The 19,293-nt window shown below is 41.7% G+C and carries 19 protein-coding genes and 4 tRNA genes; 8 read left to right on the forward strand and 15 right to left on the reverse strand.

Annotated elements, in window-relative coordinates; genetic code table 11:
* Position 1 precedes the first annotated feature (1 nt).
* From nusA to tpiA, 8 genes are all read right to left on the reverse strand, one after another.
* Complete coding sequence (nusA, locus tag FTT70_RS04125; protein WP_180168315.1) at positions 2-1,486, reverse strand: transcription termination factor NusA; 1,485 nt, start codon at positions 1,484-1,486, stop codon at positions 2-4.
* 35 nt (positions 1,487-1,521) lie between these two features.
* The gene (gene rimP / locus FTT70_RS04130; protein WP_168460415.1) at positions 1,522-2,046 is read right to left on the reverse strand and encodes a ribosome maturation factor RimP; all 525 of its coding nucleotides are present in this window, start codon (positions 2,044-2,046) and stop codon (positions 1,522-1,524) included.
* A 330-nt stretch (positions 2,047-2,376) separates the two neighbouring features.
* Positions 2,377-2,453, reverse strand: a tRNA-Met gene (locus tag FTT70_RS04135).
* 126 nt (positions 2,454-2,579) lie between these two features.
* Positions 2,580-2,656: transfer RNA gene (locus tag FTT70_RS04140), tRNA-Met, on the reverse strand.
* Between the two features lie 77 nt (positions 2,657-2,733).
* Positions 2,734-2,810: transfer RNA gene (locus tag FTT70_RS04145), tRNA-Met, on the reverse strand.
* A gap of 49 nt (positions 2,811-2,859) precedes the next feature.
* Positions 2,860-2,944, reverse strand: a tRNA-Leu gene (locus tag FTT70_RS04150).
* 53 nt (positions 2,945-2,997) lie between these two features.
* Positions 2,998-3,327 carry a preprotein translocase subunit SecG gene (gene secG / locus FTT70_RS04155; RefSeq protein WP_004975868.1) on the reverse strand — a complete coding sequence of 110 codons (330 nt, stop codon included), beginning with the start codon at positions 3,325-3,327 and terminating at the stop codon, positions 2,998-3,000.
* Between the two features lie 13 nt (positions 3,328-3,340).
* Positions 3,341-4,132 (reverse strand): triose-phosphate isomerase, encoded by a 792-nt coding sequence (tpiA, locus tag FTT70_RS04160; RefSeq protein ID WP_019836081.1) that lies wholly within the window; start codon positions 4,130-4,132, stop codon positions 3,341-3,343.
* Between the two features lie 277 nt (positions 4,133-4,409).
* On the opposite strand from tpiA, the gene pilB reads away from it, so the two are divergent.
* Genes pilB through coaE form a run of 4 tightly spaced genes read left to right on the forward strand, consistent with a single transcriptional unit; the run spans position 4,410 to position 8,848 of the window.
* Complete coding sequence (gene pilB / locus FTT70_RS04165; RefSeq protein ID WP_178318340.1) at positions 4,410-6,122, forward strand: type IV-A pilus assembly ATPase PilB; 1,713 nt, start codon at positions 4,410-4,412, stop codon at positions 6,120-6,122.
* A gap of 30 nt (positions 6,123-6,152) precedes the next feature.
* Positions 6,153-7,379, forward strand: a complete 1,227-nt coding sequence (locus FTT70_RS04170; RefSeq protein ID WP_004975864.1) for a type II secretion system F family protein — start codon at positions 6,153-6,155, stop codon at positions 7,377-7,379.
* On the forward strand, positions 7,379-8,239 hold the full coding sequence (locus FTT70_RS04175; protein WP_096901344.1) for an A24 family peptidase: 861 nt from the start codon (positions 7,379-7,381) through the stop codon (positions 8,237-8,239). Before FTT70_RS04170 ends, FTT70_RS04175 begins: the two co-directional genes overlap by 1 nt.
* 9 nt (positions 8,240-8,248) lie before the next feature.
* Entirely contained in the window at positions 8,249-8,848 is a 600-nt protein-coding gene (coaE, locus tag FTT70_RS04180; protein ID WP_004975860.1) for a dephospho-CoA kinase, read from the forward strand.
* Positions 8,849-8,853: 5 nt separating this feature from the next.
* On the opposite strand, the gene FTT70_RS04185 is transcribed toward coaE, so the two are convergent.
* The 3 genes from FTT70_RS04185 to FTT70_RS04195 all read right to left on the reverse strand — a co-directional run bounded on the left by FTT70_RS04185 (position 8,854) and on the right by FTT70_RS04195 (position 11,088).
* Entirely contained in the window at positions 8,854-9,783 is a 930-nt protein-coding gene (locus FTT70_RS04185) for a DMT family transporter (protein WP_004975858.1), read from the reverse strand.
* A gap of 43 nt (positions 9,784-9,826) precedes the next feature.
* Complete coding sequence (gene rlmB, locus FTT70_RS04190) at positions 9,827-10,576, reverse strand: 23S rRNA (guanosine(2251)-2'-O)-methyltransferase RlmB (protein ID WP_004975856.1); 750 nt, start codon at positions 10,574-10,576, stop codon at positions 9,827-9,829.
* Positions 10,577-10,764: 188 nt separating this feature from the next.
* On the reverse strand, positions 10,765-11,088 hold the full coding sequence (locus FTT70_RS04195; RefSeq protein WP_004975854.1) for a pyrimidine/purine nucleoside phosphorylase: 324 nt from the start codon (positions 11,086-11,088) through the stop codon (positions 10,765-10,767).
* Positions 11,089-11,580: 492 nt separating this feature from the next.
* Here FTT70_RS04195 and recN point away from each other — a divergent pair, with 492 nt between their 5' ends.
* Positions 11,581-13,242 carry a DNA repair protein RecN gene (recN, locus tag FTT70_RS04200; RefSeq protein ID WP_180168316.1) on the forward strand — a complete coding sequence of 554 codons (1,662 nt, stop codon included), beginning with the start codon at positions 11,581-11,583 and terminating at the stop codon, positions 13,240-13,242.
* Between the two features lie 61 nt (positions 13,243-13,303).
* Here recN and FTT70_RS04205 read toward each other — a convergent pair whose 3' ends face one another.
* From FTT70_RS04205 to FTT70_RS04220, 4 genes are read right to left on the reverse strand one after another with little or no spacing between them, the layout of a single operon-like run.
* The gene (locus FTT70_RS04205) at positions 13,304-14,290 is read right to left on the reverse strand and encodes a CsgG/HfaB family protein (protein WP_180168317.1); all 987 of its coding nucleotides are present in this window, start codon (positions 14,288-14,290) and stop codon (positions 13,304-13,306) included.
* A gap of 56 nt (positions 14,291-14,346) precedes the next feature.
* A complete protein-coding gene (gene lpoB / locus FTT70_RS04210; protein ID WP_004975849.1) occupies positions 14,347-14,949 on the reverse strand; it encodes a penicillin-binding protein activator LpoB in 603 nt (200 codons plus the stop codon).
* 13 nt (positions 14,950-14,962) lie between these two features.
* Positions 14,963-15,364 (reverse strand): DUF1425 domain-containing protein, encoded by a 402-nt coding sequence (locus FTT70_RS04215; protein WP_004975847.1) that lies wholly within the window; start codon positions 15,362-15,364, stop codon positions 14,963-14,965.
* Between the two features lie 16 nt (positions 15,365-15,380).
* Entirely contained in the window at positions 15,381-16,745 is a 1,365-nt protein-coding gene (locus FTT70_RS04220) for a COG3014 family protein (protein ID WP_154321119.1), read from the reverse strand.
* 620 nt (positions 16,746-17,365) lie between these two features.
* Here FTT70_RS04220 and FTT70_RS04225 point away from each other — a divergent pair.
* The 3 genes from FTT70_RS04225 (at position 17,366) to FTT70_RS04235 (ending at position 19,289) form a co-directional block, all read left to right on the forward strand.
* Positions 17,366-17,920 (forward strand): YqgE/AlgH family protein, encoded by a 555-nt coding sequence (locus FTT70_RS04225; RefSeq protein WP_180168318.1) that lies wholly within the window; start codon positions 17,366-17,368, stop codon positions 17,918-17,920.
* Positions 17,913-18,356 (forward strand): Holliday junction resolvase RuvX, encoded by a 444-nt coding sequence (gene ruvX / locus FTT70_RS04230; RefSeq protein WP_180168319.1) that lies wholly within the window; start codon positions 17,913-17,915, stop codon positions 18,354-18,356. Before FTT70_RS04225 ends, ruvX begins: the two co-directional genes overlap by 8 nt.
* Positions 18,357-18,506: 150 nt before the next feature.
* Complete coding sequence (locus FTT70_RS04235) at positions 18,507-19,289, forward strand: IclR family transcriptional regulator (protein ID WP_179993500.1); 783 nt, start codon at positions 18,507-18,509, stop codon at positions 19,287-19,289.
* Positions 19,290-19,293: the final 4 nt, after the last annotated feature.

Genomic DNA, 19,293 nt, shown 5'->3' on the forward strand with positions numbered 1-19,293 from the left:
CCTAGTTAAACCATGATTCGCGCGCTTTCATAATCAATTGACCCGCTTTTTCTGTACCTAAACCTTCTATATCTTCGATATCGTCAGTCGCTTGGTCAGCTAAATCATCAACTGTAATGACACCACGAGCGGCAAGCGCATAAGCGATCTCTTGTGTCATGCCTTCCATTGCTAGAAGTTCTTCACTCGGATCTTGGATATTTTCTTGCTGTTGCAATGCTTCTGCCAAAGCCACTTCTTTGGCACGGCCTTGTAACATTTCAACAAGTTCTTCATCTAAATCAATTTCGTCAAATGTTTCCGCAGGAACATACGCAATTTCTTCTAATGAAGTGAAGCCCATTTCTACCAATGCCATCGCCAAATCTTCAGCAATGTCTAGACGTGAAACAAACAAGTCCAAGTATTGTTGCGCTTCATTTTGCTGACGTGCGTGATACTCTTCTTCAAGCATCATGTTCAGCTTGTAACCTGTGAGTTCAGAGGCTAAACGTACGTTTTGACCTTGTGAACCAATTGCACGTGCCAACTGATCGCTGGTTGCGAAAATAATGTCGGCAGTACGTTCTTCTTCATCAATCACAATACCCGATACATCGGCTGGCTCTAAAGCACTGGCGATATATTGTGCTGGATCATCAGACCACACCACAACATCAATACGCTCACCATTTAACTCTTGCTGTACCGCTTGGATACGTGTACCACGCATACCAATACATGCACCTACAGGGTCAATACGATGGTCGTTGGTTTTTACTGCAATTTTTGCACGTACACCCGGCTGACGCGCTGCTGCTTTAATTTCGATGATTTCTTCAGAAATTTCTGGAATTTCTTTTTTCATCAATGCAATCAGCATTTCAGGCTTGGCACGTGACAACAACAATTGTGCACCACGACCTTCACGGTTCACGCTGTACAAAATTGCATTCACACGCTGCTTAGGACGCAAAATTTCTTTGGCGATCATTTCTTCACGCGCCAAATATGCTTCTGCATTGTCGCCCAAATCAATAATAAAGCCATCTTTGGTTTGCTTTTTCACTTCACCGTAAATCAGCTCGCCTACTTTAGCTTCATAAGCATCTGCAACCAACGCGCGTTCTGCTTCACGAATTTTTTGCACAATCACTTGCTTGGCAATTTGCGCAGCAATACGACCGAAGTCAATTGACTCAACTTCAAGTTCGCGAATATCGCCAATTGACCATTGTGCAGGGTCTAGATCAGAAATCGCATCTTGGCATGCAGGCATTTCATGATCTTCATCTGCCACAACTTCCCATTGACGGAAAGTGCGGTAGTCACCTGTTTTACGATCAATTTCCACACGCAAACGTGCTTCTTCTGAGTTTGTGCCTTCGTAGAATTTCTTTTTCGTCGCAGCAACAAGAGCCTGTTCAAGCGCCTCAAAAATTGCCTCACGACTTACACCTTTTTCGTTACTAACCGTTTCAACGACGGTAAGAATTTCACGTGCCATAAGTCACCTATTCGTTCAGATTCTTATTAATTTGATTAATCTTGGTAGATCAGGTTTGCTTTATCAATATTGTGACTGTCAATCTCCAATACTTGCTGCTTTTCAACTTCAACCTGAATGGTTTCATTTTCTAGATCTACCGCAACCAATTTCGCTTGAAATTTACGACGGTTATCTACAGCACTGATCAAACGTAACGCGACAGTTTGCCCAATATAAGCAGGCAACTGCTCAAGTTGAAAAAACGGACGATCCCAACCAGGAGAGGACACTTCAAGTGCATATTCACCTGAAATTGGATCATGCACATCCAACATTGCGCCGACTTGCTGAGTCACACGCACGCAGTCTTGCACACCAATACCACGGCCTTGCTCTAACTCACCATCTTCATTTAAGACAGGTTCAGCATTTTCATCGACCGCTTTGTCGATATAAATACGCAATAAAGAACGCTTACCTTGTGGAATAAATTCGATTCCCCAAAGATCCACATCACATGCTTGCACTGCTGGCGCAATTAAGTCCTGAAGTGCTTGAGTTTTATTTGATAGCTTCATTTACTCTCGTCATTCTGCTGCGGTTCAATGGTCTTATTTGACCACTACACATTCATACAAACTATAGTAGTAGTGAAACATGACACTTTGACTTTAGGCCGCGCACGGCTTGTATCGACACTACACGATAGCCAATAAAAAAGGGCGTAATCGCCCCTATTCTTACACAGCAAAACCAATGTCCACTGTGCAAAAAGGCCCACCTTGTTGTGAGCCTCTTAAGAAATTTGGTAATGGAAACTGGGTCTGAACCAAGTATCTTCGCTAGTAATTTAAAGTCATGCTTGAGTAGCGACTTATCAATAAACAGCGTTACCATACTTTCAAAAATGGTAGCGGGAGCTGGATTTGAACCAACGACCTTCGGGTTATGAGCCCGACGAGCTACCAGACTGCTCCATCCCGCATCAACGTGCAAAAATTATATACAAAAATGAATAAGTTTTCAATCAAACTTAGCATGTTTGCCTGACTAAGTTGCACCTTAATCAGTTAAGTCTAACAAGCTTAAGGCTTATTACACTCTTAAATCTTGGTAGCGGGAGCTGGATTTGAACCAACGACCTTCGGGTTATGAGCCCGACGAGCTACCAGACTGCTCCATCCCGCAACAACATGTAAATACTTATCTCAACCTAAAATAATTTAAGTTGCCTACGCTTAATTCACGATAAGCTTAGGATTGATTGGTAGCGGGAGCTGGATTTGAACCAACGACCTTCGGGTTATGAGCCCGACGAGCTACCAGACTGCTCCATCCCGCATCAACAGATTTGCTGCTTAACACCAACTTATGTTTTCTGGATTATAAGTTGGTGCGGAAGGGGGGACTTGAACCCCCACGCCCGAAAGCACTACCACCTCAAGGTAGCGTGTCTACCAATTCCACCACCACCGCAGCTGTGACGCATTCTAGTCGCATCATGCGAAAAAAGAAAGTGCTAAATAAAATTATTCAGCGCTTTTAGGCGCAGTTGGTGAAGTTTCAGGCGATACTGGCTGTGCAGGTGCAGTCGTTTGTACAGTCTGCAAACTATATGCACCTGTGGTTTGTTTCTTGGCAAACACCGCTAAAGTTAAACTGGTTGCAAAAAACAATGCTGTTAAAATTGCCGTTAAACGGGTTAAAAAGTTACCTGAGCCTGACGCACCAAATACGGTTGCCGCACCACCGCCACCAAAAGAAGCGCCTGCATCTGCACCTTTACCATGCTGAACCAAAATTAGTCCAATCATTAAAATGGCTAAGATAATATGTACTACCAGCACAAATGTTTGCATGCTGAACTCCTCATTATTGTGTATTTGCAAAGGCTTGCGCAATTTGATGGAACGATGCCGCATTTAAGGATGCACCACCGACCAAAGCACCATTAATGTCTGGGCAGGCTGCTAACTCTACGGCATTTTCTGGTTTTACACTACCACCATATAAAATCGGTAGAGTCACCGCATAAGCGGTGATTTGGCTTAAACCTTCACGGATTTTTGCATGCATGGTTTGCGCATCTTCAGGTGATGCGGTCTTGCCTGTACCAATTGCCCAAATAGGTTCATACGCAATCACTATCTGTTGCCATTGCTCAGCGTCAACCACAGCAGCAATATCACAAATTTGTTGCAAAACAACTTGCTCTGCCTGACCGCTTTCACGTTGTTGCAGACTTTCACCCACACAATAAATAACTGTCAAACCTGCCTGCAAGGCATTTTTAACTTTTTCATTCAAAATGCTTGGTGTGTCTGCAAAAAGTTCACGACGTTCTGAATGCCCAACCAATACATAATCAATTTGACTGTCTTTTAGCAATTCTGCACTGACTTCGCCTGTATATGCACCCAAACCCGCAATACGGGAAAGGTCTTGTGCAACGGTATAGACAGGACGTACTGCTTCGCTCAATGCAGCTTGAATTTGAGTTAAAGCCAAAGTGACAGGTGCAATCCCCAAATGACACTTTTCAGCCTCTACAGGGCTGTCTTGTAATAATGTTTTAAATTCAGAAATAAGTTGCTGAGCATCGGCATGTATCGGATTCATCTTCCAATTGCCAACCACCCAAGGCTTAATCGTCGTAGCCGACATAGAATAACCTGCAAAAACAATTCATTTAATCGCGCACATTCTACACGCAAATCACATTTCTGCTGAGTTTTTTGTACAAGCTTTGCATCAAACTGCTGCATGAAGTATCTTTTCATGGCAGGACTTACAATTTTTTTAGCAGATTAATGTAACTGGTTCATGCTTTTAGGCGATACTTAGGTGGTGACAGCACTTTCAGATATGGTATTTTTGTGCAACAAAAGTATAATTTTAAGATACTAATTATAAACAATCTTGATTTTGAGGACGTTGGGGAATGTCAGTACAACAAGCTACACCTAGATTTACAGGTTTTATTCGACGTTTGGTCGAAGATGGGCTCGTTTCTGCTGAAAATATGCAAACTGCCATTAAAGCCGCACAAAAAGATAATGTTGATATTGTTCCCTATCTCATTCAAAACCTAAATATCGCGCCTTTAATCATTGCTGAAAAAATTTCTAATGAGTTTGGCGAACCTATTTTTGATTTAAGCGTGTATGACTCTGCGCTCATCGTGCGTGAAGGCATTGATGAAAAACTGTTCAGCAAATATTGCATATTGCCTATTTTTAAACGCAATCATCTGCTTTATGTTGCAACCAGTAACCCGACCAATATCGAAGCAATGGATGCCATTCGTTTCAACAGTAAAATGAATATTGAAGCCATTGTGGTCGAACACGATAAATTGGTAAAACTGATTGAACAAAACTTTGCGAGTGAGTCTGCTTTTGAATTTGAAGATGATGACTTCGATCTCAACTTTGAAGAGGGTAACAGCGAACCAGAACAAGCTGCAGAAGATGAACCGCAGGGTGATGAATCCCCAATTGTTAAATACATCAACAAATTACTGATTGATGCAATTCGCATGGGTGCTTCGGACTTACACTTTGAACCGTATGAAAAAACCTATCGAGTGCGTTACCGTGTCGATGGTGTATTACGTCAAATTGCCACCCCACCCTTACAGTTAGCTAACCGCTTGGCATCACGTTTAAAAGTGATGTCCCAAATGGACATTTCTGAAAAGCGTGTCCCGCAAGATGGTCGTATTAAATTAAAACTATCTAAAAATAAATCCATCGACTTCCGTGTGAACTCGTTGCCAACCTTGTTCGGTGAAAAAATCGTACTGCGTATTCTTGACCCATCTAGCGCGATGCTTGGGATTGACGCTTTGGGCTATGAACCAGAACAAAAAGAATTGTTCATGGAAGCCTTAGAAAAACCGCAAGGCATGTTACTGATTACAGGTCCAACGGGTTCGGGTAAAACGGTATCGCTATATACAGGCTTAAATATCTTAAACAGAGAAGATACCAACATTTCCACTGCCGAAGACCCTGTGGAAATTAACTTAGAAGGCATCAACCAGGTTAACGTCAACAATAAAGTGGGCTTAACCTTCGCTGCCGCTCTGAAATCTTTCTTACGTCAAGACCCTGATATTGTCATGGTGGGTGAGATTCGTGACCTTGAAACTGCAGAAATTGCAATTAAAGCAGCCCAAACAGGTCACATGGTTTTATCTACCCTCCACACCAACAGTGCGCCAGAAACTTTAACGCGTTTACGCAATATGGGCGTTCCTTCCTTTAACATCGCAACTTCGGTAAACCTCGTCATTGCACAGCGTTTGGCACGACGCCTATGCCCGCATTGCAAAGCTCCTTCCGATATTCCAAAACAAAGCTTATTGGAAATGGGCTTTACTGAAGCCGATTTGAGCAATCCAGAATTTCAGGTCTATCAACCTGTAGGCTGTTCTGAATGCCGTGAAGGTTATAAAGGACGTGTTGGTGTTTATGAAGTGATGAAAGTCACACCAGAAATTTCTAGAATTATTATGGAGGATGGTAATGCCATCCAAATTGCTGATGCGTCAGCAAAATCGGGGTTTAACAATCTGCGTCGTTCGGGGTTACTTAAGGTCATGCAGGGGGTGACTTCATTGCAAGAAGTCAATCGTGTGACCAGTGAATAGTTGTAAAATTTAAAATAAGGATAAATACGCATGGCTGTCAAAAAAGCACAGATGATGCCCACCTTCGTTTATGAAGGGATTGACCGCAAAGGGGCTAAGTTAAAAGGGGAAATTCCAGCGCGTAATATGGCCTTGGCAAAGGTCACATTGCGTAAACAAGGGATTACCATCAAGACGATTCGCCAAAAGAAAAAGAATATTCTTGAAGGCTTAATGAAAAAACGGGTGTCGACCTTAGACATCACTATTTTCACGCGTCAGCTTGCCACTATGATGAAAGCAGGTGTGCCTTTGGTACAAAGCTTTGAGATTGTTGCCGAAGGTCTTGAAAACCCCGCCATGCGTGAAGTGGTTTTAGGCATTAAAGGTGAAGTGGAAGGCGGGAATACCTTTGCTGGCGCATTGCGTAAATATCCTCAATATTTTGACAACCTATTTTGTTCTTTGGTCGAATCTGGTGAACAATCGGGTGCCCTAGAAACCATGCTAGATCGTGTCGCGATCTATAAAGAAAAGAGTGAGTTACTCAAACAAAAAATTAAAAAAGCCATGAAATACCCTGCAACGGTCATTGTGGTGGCCGTGATTGTGACCATTATTTTGATGGTGAAAGTCGTACCTGTGTTTGAAGAGTTGTTTAGCTCTTTTGGTGCGGACTTGCCTGCCTTCACTAAAATGGTGGTGAACATGTCACAATGGATGCAGAAATACTGGTTTATTCTGATTATTGTGATTGGGGTCATCATTGCAGGTTTCTTGGAAACTAAAAAACGCAGTAAAAAATTCCGTGACTTCTTAGACAAAGCGGCACTGAAAGCGCCTATTTTTGGTGACTTGGTCTATAAAGCGATTATTGCACGTTATAGCCGTACTTTAGCCACTACTTTTGCTGCTGGTGTACCCTTAATTGATGCCTTGGAATCTACCGCTGGGGCAACCAACAATGTGGTCTATGAAGAAGCCGTGATGAAAATTCGTGATGATGTTGCGACAGGTCAACAGCTACAATTCGCCATGCGTGTCACCAATAAATTCCCGTCTATGGCAGTGCAAATGGTAGCCATTGGTGAAGAATCAGGTGCGCTAGATGCCATGCTGGATAAAGTCGCAACCCACTATGAAAACGAAGTCGACAACGCAGTAGATGGCTTAACCTCAATGATGGAGCCGTTGATTATGTCTGTCTTGGGTATTTTAGTGGGTGGTTTAGTTGTCGCCATGTACCTTCCAATCTTCCAAATGGGTTCTGTGGTTTAATGCAAGAATTAATCGCGTACTTTATCCAAAATCCAACTGCGCTCTATATCGCAGTTGGACTTTTTAGTTTATGTATTGGCAGTTTTTTGAATGTGGTGATTTACCGCACCCCAAAAATGATGGAACAGGAGTGGCGTAATGACTGCCAAATGTTATTACATCCTGAACAAGCCATTATTGATGAAAGTAAAATCACCCTCAGCAAACCTGCATCGACCTGTCCCAAATGTCACAACCCAATTCGTTGGTATCAAAATATTCCTGTGCTGAGTTGGTTGGTATTACGCGGTAAATGTGGCAACTGCCAAAACCTGATCAGCGTACGTTATCCAATGATTGAAGTATTAACCGCTGTTTGCGCCCTGATTGTGCTTGCGGTATTTGGCCCAACTGTACAAATGCTGTTTGGTTTGCTGCTCACTTATACCTTGATTGCACTCACCTTCATTGATTTTGATACACAACTCTTGCCAGACCGTTACACCCTGCCTTTGGCTGCACTGGGTTTGGCAGTCAACAGCTATGCCATCTATACCTCACCAACCTCGGCAATTTGGGGCTATGTGATTGGCTTCCTATGTCTATGGGTGGTGTATTACCTATTTAAAATCGTCACAGGCAAAGAAGGCATGGGCTATGGCGACTTCAAGCTCCTTGCCGCTTTAGGTGCATGGATGGGGCCGATGATGTTACCCCTGATTGTGCTGCTATCGTCCTTAGTTGGGGCGATTATTGGCATTATTCTGTTAAAAGTACGTAAAGAAAACCAACCCTTTGCATTTGGTCCGTATATCGCCATTGCGGGCTGGATTGCCTTTTTATGGGGCGAGCAAATCATGAAAGTATATTTGGGACAATAAGGACAGCACATGCGTTTTGTTTTGGGTCTAACAGGAGGAATTGGCAGTGGCAAGTCTGCAGCCAGTGCGTGGTTCGAGACCCAAGGCATTGTTGTGGTCGATGCGGATGTTGTTGCACGTGAAGTGGTTGAAAAAGGACAGCCTACCTTAAAGCAAATTCAACAACACTTTGGCGATTGGGTTTTACTTGAAAATGGCGAACTAGATCGTCGCGCATTACGTGAACACATTTTCAAAGAACCAAGTGCACGACAAGCACTTGAAAAAATCACCCACCCTGCAATTCGTGAATCGATTATTCAACAATTAGATACTGCCGACAGTCCCTATGTGGTTTTGGTTTCACCACTCTTGTTTGAAACCAATCAACATCAATTGACCCGACATACATTATTGATTGATGCTACTGAAGCCCTACAAATTCACCGTGCTTCACAACGTGATGGTCAAACGGTTGAGCAAATTCATAAAATTATTCAAGCACAAATGCCACGTGCTGAAAAACAACGCCTAGCCGATGACATTGTGCTAAATGATGGGCATTTAGATCATTTGTATAGCAAACTTGAAGTATTGCATCAGCAGTATTTAAAGCGAGCGATGCAGTAAGCAAATTAATCTGACTGTTGTTTTTGCTGTTCAAGTTGAGCTTTTAAGCTGTCAGGTCGGGCCCACCAACGCCAAGGTTGCAAAGCACCAATCCCCATACCCACCAAGCCACATAAAATTGCTAAACTCAAAGGTTCACCCAATAAAGGGACAGCAAGAATCGCAGCGATAAACGGCGCCAAGGTCACAATACTGCCAGTTTTGAATGCTCCCAAACGCTTAATTGCCTCGACATAGCTAAGTGTTGCGATGATCACCACAAACACTCCATGAAAAATAGTTTGCAGCAATAAATGAATCGGTTCAGGTGTGCTGAGTTGTTTCGGGAAAAACAGTACGTAAATCGGGACATAGACGATTGCCGACCAAATTGCGACACCCGCCATAGCATGCCAAGCGGAAAGCTTCCATTGTCTTAATAAAACCGTAAACACACCCCACCAAATAGCGCTGATAAAAAACAGTCCATCCCCAAGTCCAAAGGCAACACCTGTTTCTTGATACATCAGCGCACTCATACCCGCAATGGCGGTCAGCATAATTACAATACTGATCCATGTATGGCGGTCAAAAGGCACTCGAAATAACATCCAAGCAGCAATGGCGGTACAAACAGGAATACAGCCATTCAAAAAAATGGCAGCATGCGCAGCAGGTACATAATGAAAAGCACTATACGCAGTCAGGCAATAGCCCACTCCACCAATCATTGCCAAAATAAAAGGCTCTTTTTTCCATAAAAATGCCGTATCTTTTTTCCAGATAAGAATCGGCATTAAAATACAAAAAGCCAAAGCAAAGCGTAAGGCGGTAATATCCCAAGCACTGATCTGCCATTGTGCATTCAGCCGAGCAGTTAGGGTAAAACCACCCCAAATGCACATGGTAACAAGCACCAAAGCATAACCTTGCTTTTGGGGAGATAGACGAATCACGGTGTTGAAAGCATCAATAAAATAGCAAATACAAAATCAGCAATTAAGCCTGACGCTGACGACAAGCTTCATACAAGGCCATACCTGTTGCAACACTGACATTCAGACTTTGCAGATTTCCTGCCATTGGAATAAATACGGTTTGATCACATTGTGACTGGGTAATTGGGCGTAAACCTGTATCTTCTGCGCCCATCACCACGCATACTGCTGTGCCTGTAAAGTCAAATTGCTGAATTGGCAAAGCTTTTTCATCCAGCATCGTACCCACCACGCGCACATTAAACTCTTGTTTCAAATGCGCCAAAGTACGTGCCAAATTGGTCACTTGGATAAATTTGACTTTTTCTGCACCACCTGCAGCTACTTTGCGTGCAGTTGGGGTCAAACTTGCTGAACGATCACGCGGCACAATCACGGCAGTAACCCCCATCGCAGCGGCAGTACGGATACACGCACCCAAGTTATGCGGGTCGGTGACTTGGTCGAGCGCCAAAAGTAAAGGCTTGCTATCAGCCTGCAACAAGGCATCCAAGTCTTTTTCATTCAGAGTTGGATGTGGGCGTACTGCAGCCACCACTCCTTGGTGAAAAGGCAAACCTGCCAGTTTTTCCAAGCTGTCACGGCTGGCTTTTTGCACACTAATGCCAAATGGTTCGGCAAGTTCTAAAATCTTTTGTAAACGCTGATCATCACGCCCTTTTAAGGTAAAAAGAGTTAAGACGCGCTCTGGCTCAAGCTCCAATAATGACTCCACCGAGTGAACGCCATAATAATATTCAGGTTTTGCCATGAACGACCTCTAATTAATGCACCAATAAACCAGCGAAAACGAAAAATCCTGCAAAGCTGACTTTACAGGATTTCAATAAGATCTAGTTTAACCGATTCGGGTGAAAATTTCTTGATTCAATTCCGCTTGATTGGGTGCTCAAGCAGGAGAAAAATGAAATCTTAATTCAATACCCTATTATCGGCTGATTAGCCTTCTAAGTGGCACACGTAATCGAGCACTTCATCGGTTTCGATGCTGAAACGGCTATTGCCAGGCACATAGAACGATTGACCCGCGCGGAATAATTCACTTTCTTCGCTATCGGCAATTTTGACACGACATTCACCTGAAATAATTTCCATACGTTCAGGTACATGCGTTTCGAAAGTCAAGGCTTGTTCAGTCGGTAAAATTACCCCTAAGGTTTTTTTGGTACCGTCTTCAAATTGCACCGTGTGACTGATGCATTGCCCACCAAAATAGACATTCGACTTTTTCACAACTGATACATGATCAAACTGAGCTGACATGCGTATTCTCCAGGTAACGCGTTTTTATATTTTTGACTGATGTAGTTTAATTCTGTCCTCAGAACTAATCAATCTGTGTTTACAGTGGGCTTTGCGTAAATTGAACAATGTTTCAATACGCAGCATGCAACACGCTGACAGCACAGTCTAAGCCAATGCCAGAGGCATGCAAAGTACTCTGCTCTAGATTCTTCCCCACTAAAGTGCTAAATCTGAATGTGAAACAGATCACGAATAGTATCTATATCGTTTAAGTTCCACCATATCAAGCAGCACCGAAAACTCCCCAAGTGAATATACTGCAATTTAATGACCATCCAATGAAATGATCAAATGATCATGTGTTTTATATATGATGCTTATCGGGTACATTTTTTGTTGTTTGCGCTGCAATTTAAGCTAGAATTAAATAGAAGAAAATAACAGCCTTGTTATGGCATTTCCAAAACTTGACTCTCTTTCACTGACACTTTTCGCAGCTTGGATGCGTTTATGCTGACTTATTTAACACTGATTAACTTTGCCCTTGCCGACCACTTAGCACTGGATATTGAAACAGGTTTTAACGTTCTGACAGGGGAAACAGGTGCAGGTAAATCCTTACTTTTAGATGCGCTCTCTGCCTGTTTAGGTGAACGTACCGATACCAATTATGTACGTTTTGGCTCAGATAAAGCCGATGTGACCGCGAGTTTCAGTTATCAGGACAATAGCCCTGAAGCACAATGGCTAAAAGAACATGAATTAGATGATGAGTCTGGTGAAATCCATTTACGTCGGGTAATTTTTGCCACAGGGCGCAGCAAAGCATGGATTAATGGTCGTCCAAGCAGTTTGGCAGAGCTGAAAGAAATTGGACGCTTACTGGTACAGTTATACAGTCAGCACAGTCAGCAACAATTGCTCGAACCGCCTTATCCAAAACACTGGCTTGATCGTTATTATAATTTTTATGCCCCTGCCCAAGCAGTACGTGATGCTTACAGTACCTGGCAAAAAAATATCCGACAGCATCAGGCAGCGCTGGATGCACAGGTAACCCGCAAGCAACGCATCGAAACCCTGAACTTACAGCTCGAAGAACTCGAAGAACTGGTACAAATCGATTATAAGGAGATTGAACAAGAGTTTGATCGCCTAAGCCATCATGAACATATCATGCAGGATTGCAGTTATAGCTTAAATGCCTTGGATGAAGCCGAGCAAAACATCACTCAGGAAATTGCTTCAATTATTCGCCGCTTGGAATCGCATGCGGGGCGCAGTGAGCAATTATCGGAAATTTATAATTCATTGTTAAATGCGCAAAGTGAATTAGATGATGCGACAGCCAATTTACGTCAGTTTATTGATCGTCAAAGCTTTGATCCAGAGCGCATGGAAGAACTGAATCAGAAGCTGGAAGTTTTTCATCGTTTGGCACGTAAATACCGCACTCAGCCTGAATTACTGAAACAAGAGTTCGATACTTGGCAAGCCGAACTCACGGCTTTACATGAACTGGAAGATCCTGAAACTTTGGCAGAACAAGTAGAAGTGGCACATCAGGACTTCTTAGCCAAAGCACAACATTTAGATGATATCCGTCGTGAAGCAGCTGCACCGCTCGCTAAACAACTAACCGAGCAAGTTAAACAATTGGCACTGCCTGAGGCACATTTTGAATTTAAATTTGAACCTTTAGAACAAGTTTCTGCGGAAGGGTTAAGTTTTATTCAATTATTGTTTACCGCCAACAAAGGTATTCCTGCACAGCCATTGGCACGCGTGGCTTCTGGTGGCGAATTATCGCGGATTGCCTTGGTCATGCAAGTCATGAATGCCGAAAAAACCGAAGCTGAAGTTTTGGTTTTTGATGAAATTGATGTCGGGATTAGTGGTGGTACTGCTGAAATTGTGGGGCGTTTGCTCGCAGGTTTGGCGCAACACGTTCAAATTTTATGTATTACCCACCAAGCACAAGTAGCTGCACAGTCTGATCAGCACCTTTTGGTGAAAAAGCGTCAGACCGATCCTGCCAGCAGTACCATTGTTGAATTAGAAGAAGATGCGCGTATTTTAGAATTGGCACGCATGACAGGCGGTGTTGAAATTAATGACACTACCTTGCAACACGCCAAACAATTACGCCAATTGAAGTTTCAACAGGCTTAAAAAATAAATCCCCTGATTTTCAGGGGGATTTATTTAGGTCTAAAACAAGCTTAATCATTATTTACCATTTCACAGGTTGGTCACTTGAACCAGGTGTCATTTCATAACCTGGAGAGGTATCATAAAATTGACTGCTAGAAGATTGCACAGGTTGTAGTTTAAGACCCTGTAAAATTTCAGGATTTAAACTTTGGGCAATCTTATCTGCAGTACTATCATTTAAACTATTATTTAAAAGATTCTGTGTCATCAAGTTCGATAAGGTACGATTAAAAGTCCCTGCCGCAACTACCTTACTGGTATTCGCTTCAATCACTCGCCACGTTAAACGCACCTGCTCTGCACCAGCATTTAACCCATACATTTGTTGACCGCTAGCAACTGACAAATCGTTAATACGCCCCACGAGTAAATAATCAGCACCTACTTTTTGACCAATACGCGCTAACTCATGCGGTGCACCATCCCAATACAGGAAGTCATTTTCAAATTGCATTTCATCTATGTAATGACGATCAACAACACTTAACTGCCCTGACTGTGCCAAATAAGTACCTAAAGTATCTGATAATTCTTGACTAAAGTCAGAAGCAGAAGCACCGCTGGCTAAGCGGTTATTTTTTTCTGCCATTTGAAATGGCAAGACTGCAATACGGCGCATGTGTTGATCTTGTACAGTAGATTCAAACTTCACCACATGTGCGCGAACTTTAGCGCGATAATTATTTTTAGCACCAGAAACACTCAAGACCTGAAACTTGGTGACAGAACCCGAACCTTGATTGGCTACACTAAATACAGGTGAAACTTTACCCGTATATGTCCAGCCCTGATTATTTACAGATAAAGAAACTGTTTCTTCATAATTCATTTGTGACGATACCGAAGCACCATTCACCGATTGAACTGCAATCAATAATGCTTCAGAAATAGCTTGGTGTTGTGTTGGACCACTACCCGTTGCCTCTTTAATCACTTCTTTAATCGCAGCAAAAGCAGGACTGCACAGTAATCCAGATAATAAGCCTGCAAATAATATTTTTTTCATGTTCTATTCTTCAACAGCAACTGCGCTTATCACAGCGCAGTTGCTTTCAGATTAAATTAAAGACCAAAAGTTGAGCGCTTTGCTGCCTTACGGATTTCTTTTTCGCCTGTCCACTCTACAATGCCAGTTTGTAAGTTCTGCAATTTAAATGTGAACTTGTAATACACATCGCTCTTACCACCTGCATTTTTTACAATACTAGATAGATTGCCATTGAGCATATATTCAGCACCGATATGTCCACCAGTACGCACTGCAGTCGCTTGATTGACCATGCCGCTTTGCTTTTGATAGGCAAGTTGCTGCGCCATCGCATTGACAGATTTCATATCTACAAAACGAAACTTCCCTGAATTAATTAATTTGTTCTGAATCGTATCTGTAATAGATTCTGTATCGATATGTTCTTGTGTCTTGTTATGAATACGATCAAGCACAATGACTGGACGACGAGTTTGCGTCATTTGCACCACAGGTGGGAAGGTCAGCATATCATCCACCATCTTTGCAGCAATCATTTGTAGATCTGTCGATCCAAAATCTTTCGTTAAAGTTTCTACAGCTTGAGCATCACCATAACTCACTGCACTACCCGTTGTTGCACAACCTGTTGCCAAAACAGAAGTTGCTACCACAGCCATGATTAACTTTGCATTCATTGCTCTATCTCGCTTATTTCTTTAAATACACAACAACATCTACAGCCGATGGATTTGGTGCTAAAGATTGCACGCCCTTCACCTCTCGACCCGTTAACTGAATTGGTTTCCAAATCGCACCTTCAGGGTTCACTTCTGCCCCATGTGCATCGACCCATACGATTTTGTAGCTAAAATCTTTGTTATTGAAACGGCGGTTTTTAATGGCAATTGATGCCTTTTTTAAGTCGCCTGCCATAGACATTCCCACACGCTCAACAAATACCTCAGTGGTTAAGACTGGGTTATTGGTAATGGTGCGAATACTTACTTCGTTATTCGCATCTGTCTGTGTAGACAAAGCATTAGGGGCTGTACATCCAACCATCGCCGCAGCACTAAGACCGAGTAATGCGAGTTTTAACTGATTTTTCATAAAGTTCTCTTCAAAATTATTGGCGTGGAATACTACTTACACTTGCTGTAATTTTGTCATTTACATGATGTGCATAAACAAATACTGTCTCATTGGCTTTTACATCTAACTTCACAGAGGAGCTTGACAAATTACCTGACGATAACTGTAAGTTGTGTATCCCTGGCGTTAAGTTCAGACGTGCAATTTGCGTATTACTTGGCAAAGTTGTCCAAGCTCGTAAATCTGCTCGCTCGGTTGCCATATTGAGCACGTTACCTGCCAATTGCCCTAAAACACCAAATTGGTTACCAAGCTCTTTTTGAGCAGCATATTTGGCTGTGGCACGAATCACTTGGGTTGTTAAAGTTCCAACGACTTTTTCTTTTAAGTCTTTAACAGCCAATGCACCAATATCACTAATCACATAACTGTCTTGCAAAACTCGGTTATTCAGCTTCACTTTCAGGCTTTTGGGTGCAACATAAGTGCTAGGTTCATAAGTCGCAAAAGCAATGTTGATAATGCCGCCTGGAGTCGGAATATCTAACTTATTTTCAATTTTCTGTGGAACGATACCTTGTTCAATAAATACAATAACAGGCACACTACTATTACTTTGTTTTGCAACCAATTGATCTAAACGCTTTACATCTTTAGCAATCTGCTCATCAGGCTGTAACTCATAAGCTTTTTTGTAATCCACCAAAGCATCGTTGTATTCGCCTAAGGTTTCCCACAAGTTAGCTGCCATATAAAAAGCATAAGCATTTTGATAAGTATTCTTAATCTTGCCCGCAATTGGATCTAAGCCAACAAATGCCTCATCTAAAACATGCAATGCGGCATTTGAAGATGTATTTGCTTTTGTATTTTTCTCTTTTTTCTTTTCAAACTCAGCCTGATGTGCCAGTTCAATTTCACGCTGAATGCCCTGTGCAACACGCATTTCTACTGCAGCAGCCTCAAGATTTTTTAAAAAAATATAATTTTTCGCTTGAGAAATATGCGCCAATACCTGTTCATGAGGTGGCACCAAATAAGGTACCACCGAATCATTACTCACCATAGAAAGTGCTTTAAATCCGACCCGACTCAGACTAATTTTTGCACGACTTTTTTGTTTATCTAGAAATTCAAAAGCCTGCTTATAATGATTCAAACTTTCTTCATACTGATGATTGACTTGTAATAAACGTGCCTGCTCCAGTAAATATAGTACGCCGTCTTTTGAATCTACTTTATCTTTAAATTTAGCAACTAAATCTTCAGATAAATGATTATTCAAATGACTGCGAAACAAATTACCTTCATCATTATAAGTTCCAAAAATTGCTGCTTGAGAAAAAACTGAAGCTGAAAAAACAGCAGCAAACAAACTTCCCTTTATTAAATAATTCATATTAAACCATCAAAAAAAGCTATAAAAGATGAAAATTTCACCATCTTACAAACAATTATTTTTTGTTTCAATATGTATTTTATGTATATTTATTGAAACATATCAAGCTATAAAAAACACAAATTTTACACTAAAGCACAAAACTTACAAAAGAAATAAATAGACTTATAGATTTTTTATATTAAAAAACCACTATTCATTAGACAAACTTAATATTTAATAAAAGAGAATATAAATGCAATCAAACTGCCTATTTTGCAATTAAAAAACAGAAATCACATTCGTTAAAATTAAAAGTAGATTAAAAAATATACACTAAAACATTTAAACAAACCCACATCACAAAGATAATAAAGCAATCAATTATTATGTTCCTATATCTTCAACTTTGTAACTAAATAGATAAATTTAATGACATCATTTTTTCTAAATTTTAAATTTATTCTTTTATTTATCCTTTGTCTCACTTTTACCAAAGCAAAGTTGTCATCACAGTGGTTTTATGGGATAAGTACAGCTAAGAAATGTATATTTGCATGATTTGGCTGTAACTCGTTTACGTTTCCAAGTCGGTTTACAGTTCTGTTTGCCACCACCTCAGATTAAGGAGAATTGCTTAGGTGACTAAACAATATCTGACGCATCGCTGTCTCATAGCCCCGCCCGATATGAATGATGAGTTTTTTGCAAACACCGTCATCTATTTGGCACGTCATGATGAAGACGGTGCGCAAGGCATTATTATCAACCGTCCATCGGGTATCCAAATCAAAGAATTACTCAATGATTTAGATATAGACGCAGATAATGTGCATCCTCACGAAGTTCTACAAGGTGGTCCATTACGACCTGAGGCAGGTTTTGTTTTACACACAGGGCAGCCAACTTGGCATTCATCTATCGCTGTTGGTGAAAATGTCTGTATCACCACCTCTAAAGATATTTTAGATGCGATTGCCCACAACGAAGGCGTTGGACGTTACCAAATTGCCTTGGGCTATGCCAGTTGGGACAAACAGCAACTGGAACAAGAAATTGCCCGTGGCGATTGGCTCATTTGTGAATCGGACATGGACTTGATTTTCAATTTACCTTATGACGACCGTTGGGATGCCGCTTATCGTAAAATGGGCGTAGATCCAACATGGTTATCTTCAGAGATTGGTCATGCCTGAAACAACACAAGCCCAAACTATCATGGCATTTGACTTCGGTACTCAAAAAATGGGCATGGCTGTGGGGCAGGCACTAATTGAAAGTGCGACCCCACTCGCCCTCTTCCCCATGAAAGATGGCATTCCACAATGGGAAAACTTGCTGAAAATCATCAAGCAACATCAGCCACAATTATTTCTAGTGGGCTTACCTTTAAATATGGATGATAGCGAGTCGGAACTGTCTACCCGTGCACGTAAGTTTGCCAGACGCTTACGCCATCAAAGCAATATCAACACCCTAATGGTCGATGAACGCCTAACCACACGTGAAGCACGTGATGAGCTTGATCATTATAAAGCCCAAGGGCGTGGCAAAAAGCTCGCAGCCGACAGTCTTGCCGCAGCACTATTGATTGAAAGCTGGTATCGTGAGCCTCACGGCATTCAGCCTTAAATCCTGTTTCTGAATAGATAACAACGACAAACGAAAGAATTGGGATATTGATCGTTAGAATGCCTAAGACCATCTTTAAAAAGTCTATTGGTCTGGCGATTTTTTGATATAAAGTGACACCATCCTTTTGGTGTGAATGGGTAAATCCGCATGGCACTGTCTAGCTTTGGCAAGATTCTCACAGTCTTAGACTTATTTTCAACCGCACGTCCTGTCATTAATGTAGATACCATTAGTGAGGAACTTGGTTTATCTAAGCCTACCAGTTACCGCTATTTAAAAGAGTTGGTTTCAGCAGAGTTGTTGCAGCGCATGAGTGGCACATCGGGAGATTACACCCTTGGGCCAAAAATTGCGGTATTGGATTTTATCTCTCGCACGACCGATCCTTTGGTCACCATCAGTATTCCGTTTATGAAAAAAATTGCGGAACGTACAGAATTTTGCTGTTTATTGACCCAACTCAATCAAGATTCCTGCATTGATGTGCATCACGAAATCTTTAAAGATACGCCTTTGCTGTCTTATGGTCGCGGCTGCCCACGTCCTGTTTATGTCGGCTCATCGCCAAAAATTATTATGGCGCATCTGCCTAAAGCTAAAATTTTAGACTATTACCAGCGTTTTTCTACCGAATTGGCACAAGTCAATTTTGCACAAGATGAAGATGACTTTTTGCAGCAAATGCGCAAAATCAAAAAACAAGGCTATTATTTTTCTAACGGCGAACTTGATGCAGAAATTGCAGGTTTATCTGTACCGATTCGTTTTTCATCGAAAGATGCGCCTTATGCCTTGACGCTGTTGGCATCTAAAAACCGTTTTGAATTTGTCAATTTGCAAAAGCTGATTGAAATTTTGCAGGACAATGCAGAGCAAATTGAAAAACAGGTGGAAGTACTGAATACCAGTTTTAATATAGAGCTCTCTTAAATTT

The sequence above is a fragment of the Acinetobacter sp. YH01003 genome, from assembly GCF_013420525.1.
GTDB lineage: Bacteria > Pseudomonadota > Gammaproteobacteria > Pseudomonadales > Moraxellaceae > Acinetobacter > Acinetobacter towneri.

Bases quoted from the DNA above. Each gene is read 5' to 3' on its own strand.
- nusA (WP_180168315.1), bottom strand. From the start codon at position 1,486: ATGGCACGTGAAATTCTTACCGTCGTTGAAACGGTTAGTAACGAAAAA.
- rimP (WP_168460415.1), bottom strand. From the start codon at position 2,046: ATGAAGCTATCAAATAAAACTCAAGCACTTCAGGACTTAATTGCGCCA.
- secG (WP_004975868.1), bottom strand. From the start codon at position 3,327: ATGCAAACATTTGTGCTGGTAGTACATATTATCTTAGCCATTTTAATG.
- tpiA (WP_019836081.1), bottom strand. From the start codon at position 4,132: ATGTCGGCTACGACGATTAAGCCTTGGGTGGTTGGCAATTGGAAGATG.
- pilB (WP_178318340.1), top strand. From the start codon at position 4,410: ATGTCAGTACAACAAGCTACACCTAGATTTACAGGTTTTATTCGACGT.
- FTT70_RS04170 (WP_004975864.1), top strand. From the start codon at position 6,153: ATGGCTGTCAAAAAAGCACAGATGATGCCCACCTTCGTTTATGAAGGG.
- FTT70_RS04175 (WP_096901344.1), top strand. From the start codon at position 7,379: ATGCAAGAATTAATCGCGTACTTTATCCAAAATCCAACTGCGCTCTAT.
- coaE (WP_004975860.1), top strand. From the start codon at position 8,249: ATGCGTTTTGTTTTGGGTCTAACAGGAGGAATTGGCAGTGGCAAGTCT.
- rlmB (WP_004975856.1), bottom strand. From the start codon at position 10,576: ATGGCAAAACCTGAATATTATTATGGCGTTCACTCGGTGGAGTCATTA.
- FTT70_RS04195 (WP_004975854.1), bottom strand. From the start codon at position 11,088: ATGTCAGCTCAGTTTGATCATGTATCAGTTGTGAAAAAGTCGAATGTC.
- recN (WP_180168316.1), top strand. From the start codon at position 11,581: ATGCTGACTTATTTAACACTGATTAACTTTGCCCTTGCCGACCACTTA.
- FTT70_RS04205 (WP_180168317.1), bottom strand. From the start codon at position 14,290: ATGAAAAAAATATTATTTGCAGGCTTATTATCTGGATTACTGTGCAGT.
- lpoB (WP_004975849.1), bottom strand. From the start codon at position 14,949: ATGAATGCAAAGTTAATCATGGCTGTGGTAGCAACTTCTGTTTTGGCA.
- FTT70_RS04215 (WP_004975847.1), bottom strand. From the start codon at position 15,364: ATGAAAAATCAGTTAAAACTCGCATTACTCGGTCTTAGTGCTGCGGCG.
- FTT70_RS04220 (WP_154321119.1), bottom strand. From the start codon at position 16,745: ATGAATTATTTAATAAAGGGAAGTTTGTTTGCTGCTGTTTTTTCAGCT.
- ruvX (WP_180168319.1), top strand. From the start codon at position 17,913: ATGCCTGAAACAACACAAGCCCAAACTATCATGGCATTTGACTTCGGT.
- FTT70_RS04235 (WP_179993500.1), top strand. From the start codon at position 18,507: ATGGCACTGTCTAGCTTTGGCAAGATTCTCACAGTCTTAGACTTATTT.